The organism is Paenibacillus sp. G2S3, from assembly GCF_030123105.1.
Classification (GTDB): domain Bacteria; phylum Bacillota; class Bacilli; order Paenibacillales; family Paenibacillaceae; genus Paenibacillus_AQ.
On the sequence record NZ_CP126095.1, the window covers coordinates 4,033,600 to 4,053,789 of the forward strand.

Below are 20,190 nucleotides of genomic sequence, written 5' to 3' on the forward strand. Positions count from 1 at the left end.
GTTTCGAACAGGGGCCGTCTGCGGCAGCCCCAGCACTATAGTGTCCCGTTAGTTGAATAATGTATTGTTATTACCTGGAAAATTTCGTTAAACTGCCAGTTACTTCAACTAACGAGAAAGGTGTTACAAGCAAGCAGCTCCTTCACTGTCATATTTTCCAGCCCAAGTTCTACTTTAACTTACTCGTGCTTTCGGCATATTCTCGCAGAATCCAACCGCATTGGCCGCAAATGAAAAGAATCCGGTCGCTAAGGTGCTGATAATCCGTACGCTCCGGTCTTTTCATTGGTGTCCGCGAATAGATGCCACCCTCGTCAAAGCTATGCGCGATCTTGATCTCGCTTTCCAGGCAATCCGGGCATGTCAAGTTTTTTCTGATTTTTTCCAAATCCATTGAGTCCTCTCCTCTAACGTCTTTTAACAGAATGTCGCTAGACCAAAAAAAAAGAACCGTTGATGCATTCACCGGTTTGTATATTCTTTTGCCTTAATGTCTCGACTCCTCTAATCAACTTATATTTCAGCTATCGTTCTCCGTTAGGTTAACCGCTTTTTGCTTACTATTGGGAACAACCCTAGATTTTATTTGAACAAGATTGAGGTATCACGAGAATCAAAAAAGTACAAACGGACGTTGATGCTAACTAAATATTAGGACTCCAAATATAATAGTCAGTACCACAATAACTGTCAATGAGGCTACTTTTGCATAACGAATTGCCCCCTCAGATACTTCAGGCTCTTCTTTATACATCCATCGTTTCCCCCATAATAAACTATCCTCAGGACAAAAATAAGTTCATATTAATACTCCATACATAGGAATCATAAAAATAAAAAACAAAAAAATTCCAGCTATCTTTTCCACTACATCACGCTCCCTCTACCATACCCCAATAATGGATTGGACAATTCTTATGGCCTCCAATAAGTAGGATTTCGTCTTATAAATATACCATATATTGGAACCATCCTGCCCGTTCAATGAAAAAAGCAGGATACCGTATCTCCTGCTCATCAATGTGTATTATTGAACTATCGTTTCCCGTTAGTTCAATCATTTTATAGTAAGAAAATACATTCAAAACGTTCGACTCCTGGGTATTTTTCCCCGAGGCTCATTATCGTGAACCCAAGTTTGTTATAGAACCCAACAGCATCTTTATCAGTTTCAGCTTTCATTTTTACTATGTTTTTGGCTTGCACATATTCATGTATCATCCTTCTCCCAATACCTTTACCGCGATAATCTTGCTTTATAGAGATATGTTTTAGTTCAACTTCGCCTATTGACCCATGTATTACGCCAATTAAACCTACTAACTCATCGTTTAAAAACCTTCCATAAAGTCCCCTTGAATTATCTTCAAGGTATGTAGTTATCTCTGCATTAACTCTTTCTTCATCAGAACACATGCATTCAGATAATAGATTGTTAACTACGCTTAAGTCATTAAAATCCTTTAGATTAATCAAGGAAGCCACCGCCCTGTTTAGTTATTCCTTAAACCATTCTCGAAGTTAGTTCCATTAACCTGCCCGTTAGTTGAACAAATAAAAAACGACTGCCGAAGCAACCGCTATTCCACTATAGTGTCTCGTAAGTTTAGTTCCTACCTCTTCGGGCGAACCGAGGAGTCGTCAGGCTTCGAAGCGTGAATGAAGTTCGTAACTTTTCAAATAGCATTCAAATAAAGTCTATCATTTCATATTAATACCACAATTTTTTAAATGATTTATTATGTCTTCATATGAATGATCGTCCCAAATAATAAGATAATATTTTTCCCTATTTAATTTCTGTAATGCACCGAGTCGATGATTACCGTCATGTAATCTAAAACTCCCATTTCCATTTTCTGCAATCAACGGAGGCATGTCCCATCCAGATTCTAATCTACTGCAAATTTGATCAATGTTATAGTTCCACCATTTAATTTCCTCTACATATTCCAAATGTTCTTCTGGTCCAACTACTCTTTCCAGATATTTTATGTCAATTTCAATAGGTCCTAGCCAATATCGTTTTTTCTTTTTTAAGTTTTCTGACATGACTATATTGTCGCCTTCTCCATTTAAAAAAAGATGAACCCACGTTTCAATGTCATTGGCCAGAGCATATTCATTAGCAGCGCTTTATGTAAAAGCATTCATCTGTCTTTCCCCCACCTTCAGTTCAAACTTCTATTGTGCTAATGATTATGCAATAGAATCCTAATAAATGGAAGGTTGGTTTTAATTTAAACCGTTCTTTACTGCTCAATATTCATGCGGAGGCATCAGTCTACCACCACGCAATCCTGCCAGTTAGTTTAATAAAATGAGCAGGATACCGAAGCACCTGCTCATCAATGTGTATTATTGAACTACTGTTTCCCGGTAGCTTAAGCGATAGGCGTACCTTGATGGAAAATCATTTGCCACTTTGTATCTTTATATTTCCATATTGAGCTACGTAACGAGTACTGCATTTTTTCTTCGTTGAATATTTTATAAGTCGTTAAAACTGTATCTTCAGACAAAGGATAAATATCAAAATCACTTAGTCGCATTCTGACAACACCAATTCCTTTCGGACTAAGCCCTTCCTTTTTACTCCACACCTTGCCTGAGCTACTAAATTCAAAAAACTCATCCGCGAGTAATTTAGAAAGCTCTATTGCTGAAGTTCGAACCTCAGGTTCTAATAATTTTTCTTCAAGTTTGAGTAGATCTTTTTTTATCGAATCGACGTTAATTTTTTATCCCTTCTCTCTTGGCTATTGGTTGAAATGTTTGCCTTTGCAATGTTCTTCAAGAATGACCAAAGGTCTTTACTGAAACACCACTTGTTTTATGCTATACATTACATGCCTTTTACTTATACGGTTCCAGTAGTTGGAAGTTGTGATATCCTGCCCGTTAGCTTAATCACTAATCGGATTCATTTACTTTAAAAGAAGTGATTCAATAAATAACTCTATGTCAAATGGTTCAGTCGTTGTTTCGTATCTACCATATATATGGCCGTTTCGATCGATTAAAAACTTTGAGAAATTCCACTTGATCCCGTCACCGGCATATATGTCCGGATACTTTTCCAGCAGAAATTCCTGCATCCATTGACCACCTGATGTCTCAGTATCAAATCCTTGAAATGGTGCTTGCTGTGTTAAATATTGAAATAAAGGATGAGCAGACGGTCCCCTAACCTCAACTTTCTCGAATAAAGGAAACTTAACTCCAAAGTTGTTCTCACAATATTCATGTACTTCCGAGTTGCTCTCTGGCTCTTTCTCGTTGAATTGGTTACAAGGAAAACCTAGTATTTCAAACCCTTGTTCATGGTGAATTTCGTAAAGCCTTTGAAGATCAGGTAATTGGCGAGAATAGCTGCATCTACTGGCAGTGTTCAGAATAAGTAGAACTTTTCCACGATAAATTGACAATTCAACAGGCTCACCATTAATTGACTTCACTTGAAAATCATAAATAGACATCAGACCATTCCTCCGCGTTCCTATTATAAATAACATAATAGCGCTATAGGCATTTATTGGTCTAATATATAAAAGAAATAATCTTTATAGAATGAGCCTATAATGAGCAAAGCTCAATCATTAATTACAAAAAGTATCTCTCCAATATTACCTTAGTATATTGCCCGTTAATTTACTAGAAAAGAGGAGCTACCATATAGGAAGCTCCTCTACTTATTTCCCCCCAACAAAATCCGTTTCTAAATTAATCATGAAAATAGTACATCATCTCAGCTCTGCGGCTCATCATAACTTGCTGGAGAACTTTTTTTATTTCCTATAACCAATTGAACGATAATCTGAAGCACGATGATAACGGCCAAACCATAGAATGCTTGAACGAAGCTGCCCATTGCATCGTGGAGCCAGCCAATGGCTAACGGACCAAGCGCACCGAGAATATAGCCACCAGATTGGGTCATAGCGGACCAGCTACTGGCTTCCTGAGCATTGTTTGTTTCATCAATGGGCAACATCAGTGCAATTGGGAACAGTCCACCCGCTCCAATACCGAGCGGAATCGCCGCCAGCCAGGGGCTAACCGATATGTTCAGCATCAGGACACCCATCAACTCCAATGACGCACACCCGACAAGCCAGAATACACGTTTTTGGTATCGGTGTACAAGCATAGGAATGAACAACGTAGAAGGCAGCGATATCAATGTGAATAAGGTTTGAATGTTGCCGGCCGTCTCTTGACTATACCCCTGGCTTTGGATTGCTGGTGCAAGCCAAGCCGTCAACGAATAGAAGATCGCTGCCATCAGCCCGAAGAATAATGTCAGCACCCAGGCACGCTTGTTGTTCACCGGAAGTGGTGCATTAAGTACACTCGAAATTTTACCGGATTGTCGATCTATGCGCGCAGACCAGGCTAATCTCAACCAGATCGGCAATGCAATGGCTGCGAGTAATGCCCATAAAGCCAACGAGCCTCTCCACGAACCACCCAGCATATGCTGAAGTGGAACCGATAGTCCCACACTAATGCTAGCCCCCATCACCATCGCTGTAGAGTAGATACCGACCATGGCTGCCACTCGGTCAGGGAAGTACTGTTTAATGAAGCTGGACAACAGCGGCCCTGCCAATGCAATCCCTACACCGGACAGAAAAGAAGTGAACATCATCAAAGGAGTTGTACCAATAAACCATCGTAATCCCGTACCTAACCCAATAAGAATTAAAGCCAGAGCAATTGCGCCCTCATTTCCCCACTTTCTACTTAATCTTACGGAGAACGGAGCAAATATGCCCATGCATAATACCGGAAGTGTGGTTAACAGACTGGCGGTAATCCCGTTTATACCCAGATCATTCTGTATGGTGCTCATTAGAGGAGAAATGGATGTAATGGGTGGTCGCAAATTCAGTGAAGCTAGGATAAGCGCCAAGACGATATAAAAAAGTTTCATTATGGATCACCTCATGGTAGTAGTATCGTTGCATTCACTCATGATCCAATTTGTTAACGACAGATCGTTGGGTGGTGCACGATTAAGTATAGAATCTTTAGAATGATTGAACAATACTATAGTTTCTATTAAAATGATTACTAAAACCAATGATTAGAGGGTATTCATATGGAGATTCGTCAGATGGAAAACTTCATTGCTGTGTGTGAGGAGCTTCATTTTACACGAGCAGCTGAGAAACTTGGCATATCTCAACCTACGTTGAGTCAACAAATACGCGCGCTCGAGGATGAACTCGGTGTTCCCTTATTTGACCGAGTCGGCAAAAAGATTGTGATGACCCAGGCAGGAAATCTGTTTCTGGAGCACTGTGTACAGATGATGCGGCATTTACAGAATACCCAGGATGCGTTAGCTGAATTCCGCAATGATCAACGAGGAAGGTTAGTAATTGGTGTTCTCCCTTCCGATCTGGACTATCGGCTCACCCCATTGCTCGTGAATTTTCATGTGCGATTCCCCAAGGTGCAACTTAAGGTTATCTCTTCGATCTACGTCTTGAATCAAGTGCTGGATAATGAAGTAGACATCGGGATCGAGATCACGTCTGCTCCTGATGATCGGCTTGTACGCATTCCTTTGTGCAGTGAAGAATATGTACTCGTCGTTTCCGAGAATCATGATTGGGCTGAACGAAGCACGATTGGAATCCAAGAACTGCGTAATATCCAAACTGTGATGTTCCCCGAAGGATTTACAGGCAGAGAACTGGTTGATGGCTATTGCCGTAAATATGGATTCAGTTTAAATACGATCATGGAGACCAGTTCGGCTACTTCCATTATTAGCTTAGTTAAAGCCAACGTCGGAGGAACATTGCTGCCTTATCGTCTGATCCAAGCGATGAATGAACCAACACTACGCTGCATCCGAATTACAGACGATCCGCCATACCGTCATTTTGAGATCATTCATCGATCCGACCGTTTTCTAACAAAATCGGCCAAGGCATTTATTGAGAAAACTATCGAGTATTTCAATTAAGGGTGAGTTGAGATGGAGAGAAGTTACTAAGGAAACCGCATAATGCATGACAGAAATGTCATTGCGGATTCTATTGTAAGATTCGCTTCTGCTGCCAGAAGTAGAGTATAGTAGGAGTGGTTAAAAATATATCCCAGGAGGCTACAGTCATGTCACAGGAGATCTGGATTAACCTTCCAGTCAAAGATGTTGAGAGATCAACTGCCTTTTTCAATGAGATTGGATTCCATGCAGTGAGCGTTGGTAACGAGAGAGCCAAGCTTGACATAGGTCAAACAACGATTCTGCTGTTCCCGGATGCGGCGTTTGAGAAATTTACAGGTTCAAAAATCGCAGAAACTTCCCATAGCGCAGAAGTAATATTTTCCATTGGCGCTGAAAGCAGAGAAGAAGTAGATACCTTTATTCAAAAAGTTGAGTCTGCTGGTGGAAATATCTTTAGCAAGCCGAGTGAAAATGACGGCTGGATGTACGGCGCAGGATTTGCCGATCTGGACGGTCACCGCTGGAACCTGCTGTACATGGATGAGAGCAAAATGCCGAAACGCTAATATGAAAATGCAGGTCACCTACTTAAGGTTACCTGCGTTTTTTTACATCCCCTGTAATCTCATATCTGTAATTCAAATCAAAATCGTTGCTTAGAAGGAAAAATTCGTGGGTTAAACTTATACAAATCACTTGGACTAGCCTATCGTATCCCATTACTTCAATAAAGATGTGCTTTAAAAGTAATCGGGGATATCAAGTACTATGGAGTCGATATCATTTTCTTTTGAGTAATACATACAAACACTGTCTTTATATTTTTGAAACTCATTAGGTAGTACAATAAAACCCAATTCTTTGTAAAATTCTATCCCAATATCACTATAAAGGAAAAAGTTGTTACACTTTTCTTCCTGTTCAAGTTTATTTATCGTTTCTTTGACCAATAAAGAAGCATATCCTTTTTTTCTTAAATATAAAGGGGTAGCAATTGAACCAATCCCTTTTACATTTTGGTCATTAGAAAGATTTAGTTCATATACGATGAGGGAGCTTAATAGTTGCTTTGTATCTGTTGCTTCAAGAACGTACCACTTTCCCTTTTTATACTTTTTGGAAGCTCGGCACATAGTTATATATTCTTCATATGGCAGATTATCTCCCCAAACATCATAGCCCATCTTATAAATTTCGATCATTTCCTCTTTTGTTGCTTCCCTAATTTTTTTCAAAGTACCTCTCCTTTTGTTTTATGCGGTTATAGATTCTTTTCGACAATAAGCTTATCTAGATATATATTTTTCTGAAGCTAAACTGCCCGTTTACTTAAAATCTAAATCGAACTGAATGCAAACATTATTTCAGATTCACATACCAATTCATTGTTAACCGTAGCTACGCCCTTTCCTTTGACGATTTGTCCCTTGGTTCGAATTACATCAAATACAAGAAGGAGTTGGTCTCCTGGTTTTACTTGTCGTTTGAAACGACAACTATCAATCCCAGTCAGTAAGCCTATTTTATGATTGTTGCTCTCAACGTTCGACATAGCGATTCCACCGACCTGTGCCAGTGCTTCTACAATTAAGACTCCAGGCATTACGGGATAGTCAGGGAAATGACCTAGAAAATAAGGTTCATTAATGGTTACATTTTTAATTCCAACAGCTCTTTTCCCCTCATTAATCTCCAATATTCTATCGACCAAGAGAAATGGATTTCGATGAGGAATAATCTCTTTAATTCTTTCAATATCAAACATGGATTTGCCTCCCTAATGAGTTTATTGACATCTATGACTCCGCTACGAACTCCTTTACTTTAATCTAGTCTATCTTCTTCATGCTTTCTCCAATCTCTTCTGAAATATCGAACACTTCTAATCTATTCTATACCTGGTGCTAGAGAGAATGATTGCGTATTTAAATGTAAAGTTCAATTCTCACCTACCCATATTCTGAGCATTCTTTTGACTTGTAATTCGGTAATCAGTTCATACTATCCTTCCAGTTTGTTGAACAAATAAAATACGACTGCTGAAGCAACCGCTATTCCAATAACATTACCTGTTAGCTCAACGAGTCATTTTAGGATATATCTCGCTAGGTGGTCTGCTCAATCGAGTGTCCAGTTTGTAATATTTTGTTACCCAGTGGTTTAATGACTTTTCTTTGAAACCAAGACTCTTATACAGTTTTACTGCAGGATTGCCTTTCACAACCCCGAGTGTCACGATTTCCCCACCCCTTCGCCCAATTTCATTTACCAGAAATGAAATAAAAGCTCTGCCGTATCCTCGTGATTGAAGATCTGGACGAACGGATACATGACTAAGTTCAAACCCGTCAATAATTCCGACTGCCGCTATTTCACCCTCGATAAGCATCACGAATCTATTGTTTCTATCCTCGGTGAATCTCATCCGCTCCGTTTCGTTAGGAGGATAATAGTAAGACGGAAGAATCCCCGCGCGTTCATGCATTTCGTAAAAAGCTATTTCGCAAATGTTATGGCATATTACATAATCATCATCTTCGTATTGCCTTACAGTAATATTAATTTCAGGAAGAGGTACACCTTCACGCTCCATGATAAAGGATGAATAACTTATGTAATAACCATGCTTATATAAAAATTGCAGAGAACAACGGTCCCCATCTTTACAGAAACCTATCGAACGTTCAACAGCTACGTTTTGAGAAAGTATTTTATCCACCTTTGCCATAAGTGCGGCACCAATGCCCATTCTTCTGTATTCTTCGTTAACAAATATCGTCGTCAACACTCTTCTCTTAAAATCATCAAAAGAGAGAAAAGCTACCGTTAAGTCGTTGTAACGAGCAACAAATATACCTTCTGAGAGCATTTTGTTACTCTGTTGAAACACATTAAACTGTTCATTTTTACACAACATGGCTATGATTGAAGCTGCGTCCCTTTCGGGTTTATAGGGTTCAATTATTAGTTCCATCGGCATTCACCTTTCAAATATAATCGACGCTCTCAAGATTATGTAATGTCGATTAAACATGTTCTTGTAATCTGACATCGGGGGACATATATCGGTATGAATGCGAAAAGCATGCTAAAACTTAGGATCACTAAAAACCCCCTCGACCTGAGGGGATTTTCTCTATTGCAACGCATTACGTCTCTCCTAACATTTTCTACAAACGCTAATGATAGATGAAGATGACGGAGAGAACGGCGTTTTATCCCATTCAGCATATTGATGTTCGACGTGAAAGCCATGACGGTTTAATAAAGAATGCAGCGTAGCATTATCCGTGAACCGACAAGCAATTCGGGAAGTCGTTCGCTTATCCCCCCAATCACGCTTCGTGACCCAATGCATGATATGCTGGCTAGCATCGTAACATTGTGTGCCTGATACCTTGACGTTATTCCCATCCTTATCAATAAAGGATCCCCATTCCGTCTCCTCTTGGTCGGATAAATCCGTTCCCTCCGGATTACGGGTCTCGAATGCAAAGATTCCATCGGGTTGTAAATGCTTGTGAACGGTAGTAAGTAAATCGATTTGATCTTGATCACTTAAGAATGCCTGAAATGCATTACCAGTCAAATAAATCATCGAAAATCGCTTGTCCAATTCAAAGGTACGGGCATCGCCTTCCATAAAAGTAACAGTCAACCCTTTCGCCTTCAATCGCGCATATGCGAGCATCGCTGAAGAGATATCTACACCGGTCATCGTTATGCCGGCTTTCGACAGGGGTATCGTTGTTAAGCCTGTACCACAAGCAAGTTCTAACACTTCCCCAGGATTCGATCTAGCAAGCTCAAGATAGAACTGATATTTATCCATTTCACCGTCAAATTCAAGATCGTAATTTACAGGATCTTGATATTCTTCTAGATTGCTATGTTCAATCAACGCCATGCCCCCTTTCAATATGGAAAAATATGTGCTTATATAGACGCTGAAAAGATAATCCAATTGTAAGCCTATCGACGACGATTGAGCTTAACAGTAATATTTTACTATTTATTTGATAATTCATTTGGTAATACATAGTTATAATCAATTTTTATCGAACCTTACATAACTACTTTTTAAGTCGTCAAGCACTATGCACCCCGTTACTTCAACGAACAAAGGCAACCAATCCTGTGGCCGGTTGCCTTTGTGACTTATTGAACTAACGCCTCCGTGTGCTCAACAGCAATAATCTGTAACTCTTTATTTCTCCCAAAGTTCAATCAGTCGACCTTCAGGATCTTCAATCCAAACAAACTTTCCAAATTCACTAATCTCTTTTTTCTTTGCAAGTGGTACACCAATGTGTTCAAGATGCTTAATAGTCTCGTCTAGATCATGTACTTGGAAATTTAACATCACTTGTTGTTCAGTTGGAAAATAATTGTCATCCTCGGTAAAGAAAGAAAAGATAGTCTCGTTTCCTAATTGGGGTTTTATCACAGTCCCATTCCAGTTATCTATTTCAATCTTCAAGACCTCACTGTACCATTTTTTTATAACCTCAAGATTCTTAGTTCTCCAAAATATTCCTCCAAAACCTTTTATCATCGTATTTATCTCCTGTCTGTTATAAATTCTTTAGCTATCCGTTCACATTAGATATTCGAGATTTAAATTTAAGTTCCTTTTCAACTATCTTGCCCATTAATAGAACAAAAAAAATCTGCTGCCGTTGCAAACACTATTCCACTATTGTTCCGTTAGTGCAATGAGTCTGCGAGATAAAACAGATGATATATGGAAGATTTTAGGTAGATTGATTCATAGAAAAATGGTACATTATTTTGGGATAAATAACGCAAGTCGGGATAAATGTTTAAACTCATATTATTTATATTGGGGGATGGTACCGGCATGGACAAGAATTCTGTTTATAGAACAAATATTATAGGTGCTGGCGAGGTTGGTAGCGCTATCTCAGTCGATATGGACAAGAATGTTATTCATGAAACTAACAGCTTATTTTGGGATACAAAAGGAAATGATATTTTAGGAGCAACCTCACTTCCTTTATATGGAGCATTTCTCTCAGAAGAAAAATGCCAACTTTTTGGCGATGTTTCAGGAAAAAAGATGCTAGAGATAGGCTGTGGAAGCGGTCAATCTTTACAGTATCACGGGGAACGCAAAGCATCTGAACTCTGGGGTATGGATCTATCAGAAAACCAAATCGAGAAGACAGGGCAATATTTGAAGTCGTGTGGACTTTCAGCAAAATTAATCTGTTCTCCCATGGAAGAAAAATGTGGCATACCAGAGGATTATTTTGACTTTGTTTATTCGATTTATGCCATAGGCTGGACAACCGACCTTGAGGGTACTTTTAGCAGGATTGCTTCTTACCTAAAAAAAGACGGCGTATTTATTTTCAGTTGGTCTCACCCTATACACAAATGTGTTGTTGCAGAAAATGATATGCTTATTTTTAAAAAATGTTATTTCGATGAATCTTGGTATACAGTAACTCTTGACGAAAGTACGCTAACCTTATCTGACCGTAAACTATCAACCTATGTGAATGCGCTCTCAAAAGCGGGGTTTGTCATTGAAGAAATGATTGAGCAATCTGATGATGAACTTATGCAATCGCGGGGCGATAACGACGATTTTGCAAAAAAAGCAAAGATGCTTCCTGTAACTTTTGTAATCAAAGCAAGAAAACTATAGTAAGTAGTTGAAGATAACTGCCCTTTAGTTAAACAAAGGCAGCCGATCATGTTGACTGAACGGCTGCCTTATCGTATTTGAGCTAACTTGTCCCGTTAGCTTAATGACAAGCTATCGTTACTTAATCTTTCGCATTGCACCTAGAACAATATTGTATCCGTCAGGATCAAGGATATGGGCATTCTTAAATTCCCAATCGCCGTGTGCTCCCGTAAACGGTTCGATTCCGATATTGCCACCATTCACACGCACTTCTTCGACAAATTGGTCTAGTTCCTCCCAACCGATGCGCAGGAAAGTATCCCAGCCGTAGTCAGGACCTATCCATTCTGTAGGATAATTCAGGCGCTTTGCAGAGACGACATTTGGTTTTACATCCTCGCTTGAAATAGCTTGCTGAAGTATGAAACACATGTCATCGCGTTCCGTATGTCCCCAATCATCCACAGAACATCCGAGGCAATCACGGTAATAGGACTGCGATTTCTGCAGGTCGGAAACTAGACGAACCTGAATTGGTTTTCCCAGTGTTACTCTGGACTTTGCTTTCTTTTCGATTACTTCTTCACTCACACAAATCCCTCCCATTTTTTTGGTAGAATCATGTAAAATCTTTCGTCCCGATTACCTGTTTTTTAGACAAGTCACTCTTTAAATCATTTATTAATTTATCTTTTTGTTTGTTAAATCAGTTCTCCACTCATCTGTCGGTGTAAGATAGCTAATAATTCTTTCATCGATTAAATCCACAAGTTGATGCTCATATGTTTTTCTATAAGGTTTAGGAAGTTCTTCTTTTAACCAACTTTCCTTTGTTCCTTTCCAGATTTCAAAAAGTGTAACCTCATTTGAATTATCAATATCCTCTGAAAGAATGGCACTTACAAAAGCTGATTCATGTTCCAAGGCTCGCATATTAGCAGATAATAATTCTTTGAATTCTTCCTTTTTCCCATTTTTAACTTTAAATCTTATATAAAGTATTACGTTTTCTTTATTATTACTCATAAATATCCTCCAACTGAATAAGTTTAGCCTTAAAATCTATGTATCATATCATCTAGTAGACGTTAATCAAAGTACGATCACCAATGCCCTTTGCACTATACTCCCCGTTAGTTTAACAATCTAATTCTCTGCACGCCATGACCGCTTATTTAATCTCCATGAGCAAGTATGTTGATAAGTTTGCCAAATGGGTCACGGACATAGAATCTCCGAACTCCCCAAGCTTCATCAACAAGTCCATATTCTATCGTATATCCAGCACTCTTCATACGTTCAAACACCGCATCAATATCATCAACTTCAATCGAAAGATCAGGAGTAGGCGTATTAGAGCCGCCCTGTGAGGCGAAGCTTATTTGAATGTTCTCCTGCCCGAGTACGCCGTATGTTTCAATCCAACCATGATCCATCAATAAATCAAGCTCGAGCACGTCCTGGTAAAAGCTTTTTGCTGCCGAAACATTCTGTGTATGAATATTGGCGACAATTCGTTTTACGCTCATTCTCAGACCTCAATCCTAATGGTATATTTTTAAAATTTGTAATATCTTCCCGTTGGTTTAATCATCTATTGGATTCATTTACTTTAAAAGAAGTGATTTGATAGGTTAGTTCAAAAACCAAGTAGCCTATAAATAATAGGCACCTTAATGTCCTCCGCTTTGTAACAGTTTACGAACTTCTCTTTAAGCAATAGACTTCGTCAGGCTACTTGAATAAACCTTTTTCTTTTCACCAGTCTGAGTTTGTTCAACCTCGACAATATAAATTACCCCACCTGCTGTACCACCATAATTTAAGTAAAATGAGCTAGCTTTATTTTTACCATCTGGTGATTCTATGGGACCTAGAAGTAAAATAATAATATATTTTTTTCATACAAACCTCCGGTGCTCACTGCTCTAAAATATTCCTCTAACTTTTACTCATATGGAACTTAATTGTTATGCTAACCTGGCCGTTAATTCAACGAAGATGGTTCCATTTTATATTTTATATTTTATATTTTATAAAATATACTTTCACCATTGAGGAAGGGGCGACAATACTCTGTGCATAATTTGGGCATTCTTTCACGCATCCAGGCATGAACATGTTCATTCTCCATCTGGAAAACGTAATATCCAATAATAGCGACCAACATAAAACCTTCCAGCTGCAGTAGATCATTCGCTGTATTTTCGTGCGCTCTGTAATATCCCTTAAGGAAAGTGTCTCTTCGATCGGATGGCAGCATCATAGCCCCCATGGCTATATCAAGCAAGGCGTAACCTTTTCCGAAAAAGCCAAAATCAATGAAGCGCACCTCTCCTTCGTTTGTGATGATGATATTACCCATACACAGGTCCCCATGAATAAGGTCAGGGCCTGCCTCTCCGCCATGGTCATCTAACCGGGAGTTGATCAATTGCAGCGTTTGTTCAATGATAGTAGCATCAGAAGACGTAAATAAATTCTTTTTCACACCCGAATGGATCACACGGATCATCCGTTCATTATAGGCTCTGCCTTGACTCGGGCGAATCTCCATATCTGAATTTTCGTACTGCCGAAAAAAAGTATGCAGCTCTGCTATTTGTGATCCCAGTTTTTTAACCAGTTCAAGATTGTTAACATCATTCTTACTCATGTCTCTTCCAGCCAGCCAGGTGAGGACGGAGCAGTTTAGTAGTTCGCCTTCGTATTCAACGATCGTAATTAGTTGACCATCTTTGTTTCTTACGGGAGTCTGTATTTCGTGGGTGCTCCAGCTTCCCAGCTTCTCAAGCATTTGTAATTCTCCAAGAATGCCGGCGTATGTATGTTGTAAACCTTTCATGTCATCTATAAAAGGGTCATGAATGCGGAGTAAATATGATTTTCCGGTCCTGTCATTAATACGATATGTTCTGTTCTCGTTGTGCCTTAAGAAAATAATCTCAGGCTGTTGAATATCGTACCTGCTTAGTAAGTCCAAAAGTTTCTCATTCGTCATAAGGGACTCCTTTAATTTTGAAATTTACCAATACACTTCTACAACATTTTTGAACTATCCTGCCCGTTAGCGTAACAACCTTATCAGTCTATAACCTTTAACTTGACAACATCTTTTTGCTCCTTAAATTTAACTGTCAATTCATATTTATCTTCTTTGTGTGTTTCAAAATTAACAGTGCCAGTTAAAAACGAGATCTTGTTTTTATCAATTTTCGTTTCCATGTTCTCCAAGGTTCCCTGTAATGAAACTATCCCTACTTTTAAATTCTATATCAATTTCATTTAAGTCGAAATCTATCTCCCCCTCTTCTTTATAGGCTATCTCAACCCAGCTTACATGCTTTTCATCATATAATTTAGCGTTATATATGTATTTAACATTCCAGTACTTTCCTTCACCAACAAAAGCTACTTCATCAGTTACAATAGTTTGTGAACTACAAGCTGCTAAAAGGATAAAAATAAACAAAAAAAGTATATTTCTTTTTTTCAATTTTCTTACCCCCAATAATAAAACATTTAGGCAATTATTATTCAATAACTTACTTATACTATCCTCCCCTATAGCTTAACGAAGCTGCCGGAATTATTTCACGGCAGCTTCATGGTGAAAGGATATTCAGCTCTCGGTCTCATTAGTCCAACAAACACTTTTATTTCTTAGTGATAGGCACCCATATTTCGCTTTTAAAATTTGGCGATGTGATATCTTTGTGCTCATTCCAAAGTATTTCAGGCCCTTCAATTAGCTCATATCCCGATGACGGAAACCATTCCGAATATATTCGCCCCCAGATCTCTTGTAGCGCACTCGGAAAAGAGCCGACGACTGTGAATACAGCCCACGTAGAGGCCGCCACTTCCAGCTGATCTAAGCCATTCCATACGTCTTTCGTAGTGGCAACGCCAATGTAATGATCGAACTCTCCTTTTTCCTCCATACGCCCTTCAGAGAAATTTGTAGAGGCGCTTATAAACCCTGAAGGCTCAACATCAGAAAATCTCTTCATCTCATCAATCATTTCCGGCGTCAACCCCTCATACATCGATGCAATCTCCGGATTGACCCCTTGGAAAATGATTGGTACCCGTTTTTTTACCCCCACGATGCGAAAAGATTCTTTGTTTTCAATACGGTAATTCATTGCATTTCCTCCTTTGATAGTCAGCTGAAACACCATCCGAGGGAAAGCCTTAAGGGAATGTCCATGGACCCGAGCTTCCGAAGGGCTAACCCCATGCATGCTATGGAAAGCCCTAGAAAAGGAATCAGGTGAATTATAACCATATTTCAGAGCGACATCGATAATTTTGATATTACTTTGTGAAAGCTCGAGTGCTGCCAAAGTTAGACGTCGACGACGGATGTATTCCGACAGAGTAATGCCTGCTAGGAATGAGAACATGCGAGTAAAATGGTATTCCGAACAGCAGGCTATTTTCACAACCTCCTGATAATCAACAGGATTTGTCAGGTTCTCCTCAATAAAGTTTATAGCTTTGTTCAGTTGTACCAGCATATCCATGACGTTGCCTCCCCTCGTTAATCATAGGATAACAAAGAAGGTTTTTACCTTCCCGACTTTTCCTGCACGATTCTGTAGGGTTGAAGAAAAGAATATCATTCTGTATTCAGCTATTCTGACCGTTAGATCAACAATAATTCTACTCTTAAATCCACTCTTTCCCATATTCACGAATGAATTTAATATCATTTTGATAATGTTCAAGATGCCCTTCATCTATCATCTTTTGGAAAGCACTGTCACCTTCACTGGCTTTTCTTTTAATGGTTTTACATAATCCTTCTAATCGTAGCAATACCATCGCCAAATAATCTTCTTCTATTCCCTCACCGTAAGATTCAAAAAACAATTTGACTCTTTGGTTTACACGGTCGGCATGCTGTAATGAATTATAAAAAACTTCCTCACCTGTTTCAGAATGATAAATCCTACTTAAGGGAACGCAAGTATAAAGAGTATAAGCTATATCCCAAAGCCTTGGACCCGGACCAGCAACATCAAAATCAATAATACCTACTGGTCTTTCATGATTAAAAATAAGGTTGTATATTGCAAAATCATTATGGCAGATTACCTCGAATGGTTGTGGAGTGTTATCTATTGATTGCCAACTTTCTTCAATTGAAAAATCTATCATAGAATTATGATAAAGACGGAGCATCCTCGCTATTTCTTTTAATACATCATCAGACCACATATAACCTTTTAAAGGATAATTACCAGCTTCTCCTTCAATAAAGGATAATATTTCTCTACCTTTTTCATCAATACCTAAAAACTTTGGTGCATAACTGAAACCTTTGTTCTCCAAATGCTTTAATAGCTTATGAATTTGGGGACTATCTGGCTTTAATTCTCGTCGTACTGTATCTCCTGAACGATAAACGCTAGAGACATTTCCTCCGGTTAGCATCTCTTCGTTCTCATGGTTTGGCATCTAAATATTCCTCCCTAATATAACTTTCTATAAACGTAAAACAAATCCTGTTTGTTCAATTATCCTGCCCGCTAGTTGAAAAAAGGCAGCCAATCACGATGACTGACCGCCTGCCTTTTCATAATGTGGTTTCAACTCAGTTCTTTCTACCCTAATGCCATCAATAAATACATTTTTACCATATTCTTCAAAAAGGTCATTGGCAACAACATTTAAAAATACGATAAGATTCTACCTATTCCATTTTAATATTTAAACTATAAAACTGGAAAGAAAAAACAACTATAATTGAACTATACTACCCGTTAGCACAGCGAAGTGATGTTACTGCTCTAAACTGAACAATCTTTAATCATTGCGAAAAAAAACTAAACACCAAATTGTCTTAAATGATGGTCTAGATGTTTATAAATCCCTTTACCCCATTGCTCAGGAGTGAACTTTCCAAAGAAAGGATGTGGATGGGATGAGCATTTCTCCGGACCATTACTTTGGAAAGTTAAAATCTTTTGTTTCAGTTTTTCTTTTTCTGTCTCAAAATTTTTGTCATCTAAAATACGTATGGTCGGAATTGTTGACATATTATGTGGTGTCGGCTTGTCATTATAGAAAATAGAATTCACAAACCTTCCTATTATCCTTCCTAGCCAATATCTAGGGGGAAAAGCATTTCCCAATGCGATGTCTTGAAATGCTGAGCAGTGAGCCAACATTTGAGCAACATTCATTGTTCCCCATTCTGGTTTTGAATTTGGACTTAAATTCTCGATACGGTTCAGTATTTCCGCTGTATGTAATTCGTTGTATATATTTTTCATTAGCACACTCCATTAAATTTTGCTTTTGTATAAGTGAATTTGACTCGCTCAGTGAAAATCCGCTTTAGGGATCCTCTTGTTTGTCTATTGTATTTATTATTGCATCATTACAATTCGACAGCATGCTGTCAATCTAATATTTACCATTTTCCATCATTCTATCCTTTGCTCACTATCCTGCCCGTTGTTTACGTATAAAACAGACTCCCTTATGGACCTCGTCGAAAAAACGGAGCCCTTTACGTTGGAAGGTGTGGCCGATAAAATTAAGTGCCCCACACTGGTATGCGAGGCTGAAAATGATCACTTCTTCGCTGGCCAGCCCCAGCAGCTTTATGATGCACTTACTTGTTCGAAAACCTATATGAAATTCACTGCTTATGAGGGTACTGGGGAGCATTGTCATTATGGAGCGCTGCTGCTGTTCAATCATCACCTATTCAATTGGCTAGATCAAACGCTGAATTTAAAAGAAGGAAAACCCCTTAATCAGGTCTAAAGAGGAAGGTTATCCGATCTTGTAATTGGCATCAGGTAAACTAATAAAAATAACCCTTTCAGCGAATGGATCTCCGTTGGGTTATTTTCTATAAGAGAGCCTCGTACACAGAATTTGCAATTGGGAATGGCTGTATTCGGGCCCGCTATTAACTTATTTTGGAAATTTTCCCTTACTCATCCTTCAACCGCCGTTGATACAAAACAATAGAGACAATTGTTAATACAACTGTCCATGCCAAAGTAATGAGGAGGGGTTTCAATACATCGCCCGTCGTATAACCTGTATTGCTTAGACCCAGCAAATGCACAAGCTGACTGCTTGGCATGTAATCCAGCACTTTGAAGACCGGATAATCCTTCACTAGTACTGCCCCCCACGGTGCCCCCATAAATATGAACGCCACAGGGAGTATAGATAATGAGGCTTCAAGCAACGTCTTGGAGAATAAACCACAGATCGTCCCGGCTGCAGTATACAGAATAATCGAAAGAATGATTACTGCTACAAACGCCCATATATTAGCTGGCTCATAGCCAAATAATAATGTGGAAATAGCGAGAACAACAGCAGACATGACAAAGACTAAGCTGCTTTTACCGATTAGTACATCCATGGTCGTAGCCGGAGTCATCATTAATGACCGTAAAGTGTTACGCTCCTTCTCTTCAGCAATCAAGCAGGCTTGTGCGAAACATGTTAGTAATACAAACGAACTATTAAAAAGAAAACCGCTGGCTCCAGGCAAAGACGCACCTGCCCTCCTGAAAATCAGAGCGATAATAATAGGAAAAATCAGCATAATGGACAGCGCATAGTTACGTGAAAACTCTTTATAATCCTTCACAAATATCGCCCGGGCACGTTTTAATGAGATACTCATAGTAACTCACTTCCTGTCATTTTAATAAAAATATCACCTAGACTTGGCTCTTTCGTTTCTAATCGATCAATTAACCCTCGTCTCATCCAATCCGCGATTTGATCAGCCGTTCCCTCATCGATCGGGAGCTCGTAAGCTTCCCCATTGATTAATTCAACACAAACTACGTTTTCTCGGTGCTGTCGTTTAAGATCCTTAGGTGAACCGATGGTTTGGATTTGTCCCTGATACAGAATCGCTACACGGTTACATATTAATTCTGCCTCAGCCATATCATGCGTAGTTAAAAAAATCGTTGTCCCTTTGTCATTTAGGTAGCGTAAGCCTTTATAAATATGTGCTGAGTTTACCGGATCTAAAGCCGAAGTAGGTTCATCTAGAAATAATAATTCGGGCTCATGGATAATCGCGCAGGCCAACATGACACGCTGACGCATCCCTTTCGATAAGAGAATGACTTTCTTTTTGCGCTCTCCGCTTAAGTTTACAAACTGCAGCACCTTATCGACCGCAGATCTGGGAAGATCATATAACTTACGATACAGCTCCAGATTTTCCTCAATCGATAATCTCTCATATAGACCACTGTTATCCGTCAAAATGCCGAAGCGCATCTTTTGTGCAGACTGATGCATCATCTCCGCTGGTTGGTTAAATACACTTGCCTGTCCACTTGTTGGATTTAATTGCGCAGTTAAAATCTTGATTAATGTCGTTTTCCCTGAACCACTCGGACCGAGGAAGCCAAAAATTTCCCCTTTCGGAATTGAAAAAGACACATCTGCCAACGCATCCTTATTTCCAAATCTCTTACGGACACGTTCTACTTGGATAACATCCATTAACACCACTTCCTTAGCGTTGATGCCTTAAGCATATAAAGATTGCATGCTTCCAGCCATC

Annotated in this window: 25 protein-coding genes; 4 read left to right on the forward strand and 21 right to left on the reverse strand. The window is 39.1% G+C overall.

The genetic code is table 11. The features are described 5' to 3' along the window. Nucleotides 1-169 precede the first annotated feature (169 nt). From QNH28_RS17565 to QNH28_RS17590, 6 genes are all read right to left on the reverse strand, one after another. The gene (locus QNH28_RS17565; protein ID WP_283907832.1) at nt 170-466 is read right to left on the reverse strand and encodes a hypothetical protein; all 297 of its coding nucleotides are present in this window, start codon (nt 464-466) and stop codon (nt 170-172) included. Nucleotides 467-1,062: 596 nt separating this feature from the next. Further along, complete coding sequence (locus tag QNH28_RS17570) at nt 1,063-1,485, reverse strand: GNAT family N-acetyltransferase (RefSeq protein WP_283907833.1); 423 nt, start codon at nt 1,483-1,485, stop codon at nt 1,063-1,065. A 216-nt stretch (nt 1,486-1,701) separates the two neighbouring features. Further along, on the reverse strand, nt 1,702-2,052 hold the full coding sequence (locus QNH28_RS17575; RefSeq protein ID WP_283907834.1) for a hypothetical protein: 351 nt from the start codon (nt 2,050-2,052) through the stop codon (nt 1,702-1,704). A gap of 332 nt (nt 2,053-2,384) precedes the next feature. Next, complete coding sequence (locus tag QNH28_RS17580) at nt 2,385-2,738, reverse strand: nuclear transport factor 2 family protein (RefSeq protein WP_283912193.1); 354 nt, start codon at nt 2,736-2,738, stop codon at nt 2,385-2,387. Between the two features lie 189 nt (nt 2,739-2,927). Beyond that, entirely contained in the window at nt 2,928-3,479 is a 552-nt protein-coding gene (locus QNH28_RS17585; RefSeq protein ID WP_283907835.1) for a glutathione peroxidase, read from the reverse strand. 269 nt (nt 3,480-3,748) lie between these two features. Next, the gene (locus QNH28_RS17590) at nt 3,749-4,936 is read right to left on the reverse strand and encodes an MFS transporter (protein WP_283907836.1); all 1,188 of its coding nucleotides are present in this window, start codon (nt 4,934-4,936) and stop codon (nt 3,749-3,751) included. Nucleotides 4,937-5,119: 183 nt separating this feature from the next. Between QNH28_RS17590 and QNH28_RS17595 the strand changes: the two genes are divergently transcribed. Then, nucleotides 5,120-5,980, forward strand: a complete 861-nt coding sequence (locus QNH28_RS17595; protein ID WP_283907837.1) for a LysR family transcriptional regulator — start codon at nt 5,120-5,122, stop codon at nt 5,978-5,980. A gap of 149 nt (nt 5,981-6,129) precedes the next feature. Next, complete coding sequence (locus tag QNH28_RS17600) at nt 6,130-6,531, forward strand: VOC family protein (RefSeq protein ID WP_283907838.1); 402 nt, start codon at nt 6,130-6,132, stop codon at nt 6,529-6,531. 174 nt (nt 6,532-6,705) lie between these two features. Here QNH28_RS17600 and QNH28_RS17605 read toward each other — a convergent pair whose 3' ends face one another. From QNH28_RS17605 to QNH28_RS17625, 5 genes are all read right to left on the reverse strand, one after another. Then, the gene (locus tag QNH28_RS17605; RefSeq protein ID WP_283907839.1) at nt 6,706-7,200 is read right to left on the reverse strand and encodes a GNAT family N-acetyltransferase; all 495 of its coding nucleotides are present in this window, start codon (nt 7,198-7,200) and stop codon (nt 6,706-6,708) included. Nucleotides 7,201-7,301: 101 nt separating this feature from the next. Continuing rightward, nucleotides 7,302-7,730, reverse strand: coding sequence for a 3-hydroxyacyl-ACP dehydratase FabZ (gene fabZ, locus QNH28_RS17610; protein ID WP_283907840.1), 429 nt, complete (start codon nt 7,728-7,730; stop codon nt 7,302-7,304). 312 nt (nt 7,731-8,042) lie between these two features. Then, entirely contained in the window at nt 8,043-8,939 is an 897-nt protein-coding gene (locus QNH28_RS17615; RefSeq protein ID WP_283907841.1) for a GNAT family N-acetyltransferase, read from the reverse strand. A 186-nt stretch (nt 8,940-9,125) separates the two neighbouring features. After that, nucleotides 9,126-9,866: a class I SAM-dependent DNA methyltransferase gene (locus QNH28_RS17620; protein WP_283907842.1), complete on the reverse strand. Its 741-nt coding sequence runs from the start codon at nt 9,864-9,866 to the stop codon at nt 9,126-9,128. A gap of 306 nt (nt 9,867-10,172) precedes the next feature. Further along, nucleotides 10,173-10,520, reverse strand: coding sequence for a VOC family protein (locus QNH28_RS17625; protein ID WP_283907843.1), 348 nt, complete (start codon nt 10,518-10,520; stop codon nt 10,173-10,175). A 306-nt stretch (nt 10,521-10,826) separates the two neighbouring features. Between QNH28_RS17625 and QNH28_RS17630 the strand changes: the two genes are divergently transcribed. Continuing rightward, nucleotides 10,827-11,639 (forward strand): class I SAM-dependent methyltransferase, encoded by an 813-nt coding sequence (locus QNH28_RS17630; RefSeq protein ID WP_283907844.1) that lies wholly within the window; start codon nt 10,827-10,829, stop codon nt 11,637-11,639. Between the two features lie 117 nt (nt 11,640-11,756). Here QNH28_RS17630 and QNH28_RS17635 read toward each other — a convergent pair whose 3' ends face one another. The 8 genes from QNH28_RS17635 to QNH28_RS17670 all read right to left on the reverse strand — a co-directional run bounded on the left by QNH28_RS17635 (nt 11,757) and on the right by QNH28_RS17670 (nt 17,905). Continuing rightward, nucleotides 11,757-12,212: a VOC family protein gene (locus tag QNH28_RS17635; protein ID WP_283907845.1), complete on the reverse strand. Its 456-nt coding sequence runs from the start codon at nt 12,210-12,212 to the stop codon at nt 11,757-11,759. Nucleotides 12,213-12,302: 90 nt separating this feature from the next. After that, on the reverse strand, nt 12,303-12,647 hold the full coding sequence (locus QNH28_RS17640) for a putative quinol monooxygenase (protein ID WP_283907846.1): 345 nt from the start codon (nt 12,645-12,647) through the stop codon (nt 12,303-12,305). A gap of 149 nt (nt 12,648-12,796) precedes the next feature. Continuing rightward, nucleotides 12,797-13,150, reverse strand: a complete 354-nt coding sequence (locus QNH28_RS17645) for a VOC family protein (RefSeq protein WP_283907847.1) — start codon at nt 13,148-13,150, stop codon at nt 12,797-12,799. A 497-nt stretch (nt 13,151-13,647) separates the two neighbouring features. After that, nucleotides 13,648-14,622 carry a phosphotransferase enzyme family protein gene (locus tag QNH28_RS17650; RefSeq protein WP_283907848.1) on the reverse strand — a complete coding sequence of 325 codons (975 nt, stop codon included), beginning with the start codon at nt 14,620-14,622 and terminating at the stop codon, nt 13,648-13,650. 207 nt (nt 14,623-14,829) lie between these two features. Beyond that, nucleotides 14,830-15,117, reverse strand: coding sequence for a hypothetical protein (locus tag QNH28_RS17655; RefSeq protein WP_283907849.1), 288 nt, complete (start codon nt 15,115-15,117; stop codon nt 14,830-14,832). A gap of 160 nt (nt 15,118-15,277) precedes the next feature. Next, a complete protein-coding gene (locus QNH28_RS17660; RefSeq protein WP_283907850.1) occupies nt 15,278-16,150 on the reverse strand; it encodes an AraC family transcriptional regulator in 873 nt (290 codons plus the stop codon). A gap of 145 nt (nt 16,151-16,295) precedes the next feature. Continuing rightward, the gene (locus tag QNH28_RS17665; protein WP_283907851.1) at nt 16,296-17,087 is read right to left on the reverse strand and encodes a phosphotransferase; all 792 of its coding nucleotides are present in this window, start codon (nt 17,085-17,087) and stop codon (nt 16,296-16,298) included. A gap of 368 nt (nt 17,088-17,455) precedes the next feature. Continuing rightward, a complete protein-coding gene (locus tag QNH28_RS17670) occupies nt 17,456-17,905 on the reverse strand; it encodes a DUF1569 domain-containing protein (protein ID WP_283907852.1) in 450 nt (149 codons plus the stop codon). A 211-nt stretch (nt 17,906-18,116) separates the two neighbouring features. Between QNH28_RS17670 and QNH28_RS17675 the strand changes: the two genes are divergently transcribed. Then, nucleotides 18,117-18,404, forward strand: coding sequence for an alpha/beta hydrolase (locus QNH28_RS17675; RefSeq protein WP_283907853.1), 288 nt, complete (start codon nt 18,117-18,119; stop codon nt 18,402-18,404). Nucleotides 18,405-18,576: 172 nt separating this feature from the next. Here the strand turns inward: QNH28_RS17675 and QNH28_RS17680 are convergent, their stop codons facing one another. Both QNH28_RS17680 and QNH28_RS17685 read right to left on the reverse strand, forming a co-directional pair. Then, on the reverse strand, nt 18,577-19,287 hold the full coding sequence (locus QNH28_RS17680; protein ID WP_283907854.1) for an ABC transporter permease: 711 nt from the start codon (nt 19,285-19,287) through the stop codon (nt 18,577-18,579). After that, complete coding sequence (locus tag QNH28_RS17685) at nt 19,284-20,129, reverse strand: ABC transporter ATP-binding protein (protein WP_283907855.1); 846 nt, start codon at nt 20,127-20,129, stop codon at nt 19,284-19,286. Before QNH28_RS17685 ends, QNH28_RS17680 begins: the two co-directional genes overlap by 4 nt. Between the last annotated feature and the right edge of the window lie 61 nt (nt 20,130-20,190).